The 437-nt window shown below is 70.7% G+C and carries 1 protein-coding gene; it reads left to right on the top strand.

What is annotated here, in order from left to right; all coding sequences use genetic code 11:
* Positions 1-200 (top strand): hypothetical protein (locus AC2JF9_RS09490; protein WP_500727278.1); only part of this gene is annotated, 200 nt, incomplete at its 5' end.
* Between the last annotated feature and the right edge of the window lie 237 nt (positions 201-437).

Below are 437 nucleotides of genomic sequence, written 5' to 3'. Positions count from 1 at the left end.
CCTTCGACGAGATCCGGCGCAAGCACGAGAGCGAGCCGGCCTTCCGGCGCACGGTCGATCGCTATGTCGGCGAGTTCGAGCGCCTGCTCGACAGCCTGCCGGAGGGCGAGGCGGGCGACCGCATGCGGCACACCTACCTGTCCTCCGACACCGGCAAGGTGTTCCTCATCCTCGCCCATGCGAGCGGCCGCTTCGACTGAAGCGGCTCCGCCGGGTAGGTGAAGACGCCGCCCGGCCGCTCGTTCGACGATGCCGAGTCCGACGGAGATCAGGGATGGCGGACCGGGTTAGGTCCCCTCCCGGCATTCGAGGGAGCGCCGAGGCGGGCGATCACGACATCGAGCGGGTGGCCGCATCGCTCCGCGAAGCCGGGCGGACGTTCATGCCTCTCGGCCGGTGCGGCTCAGCGGCGATCCGCCAGAGGGACCGCCAGCTTC

It is taken from the genome of Lactobacillus sp. C449L, from assembly GCF_059900815.1.
The sequence above is the reverse complement of the archived record's forward strand: the minus strand, read 5'-3'. Positions and strand labels throughout refer to the sequence as shown.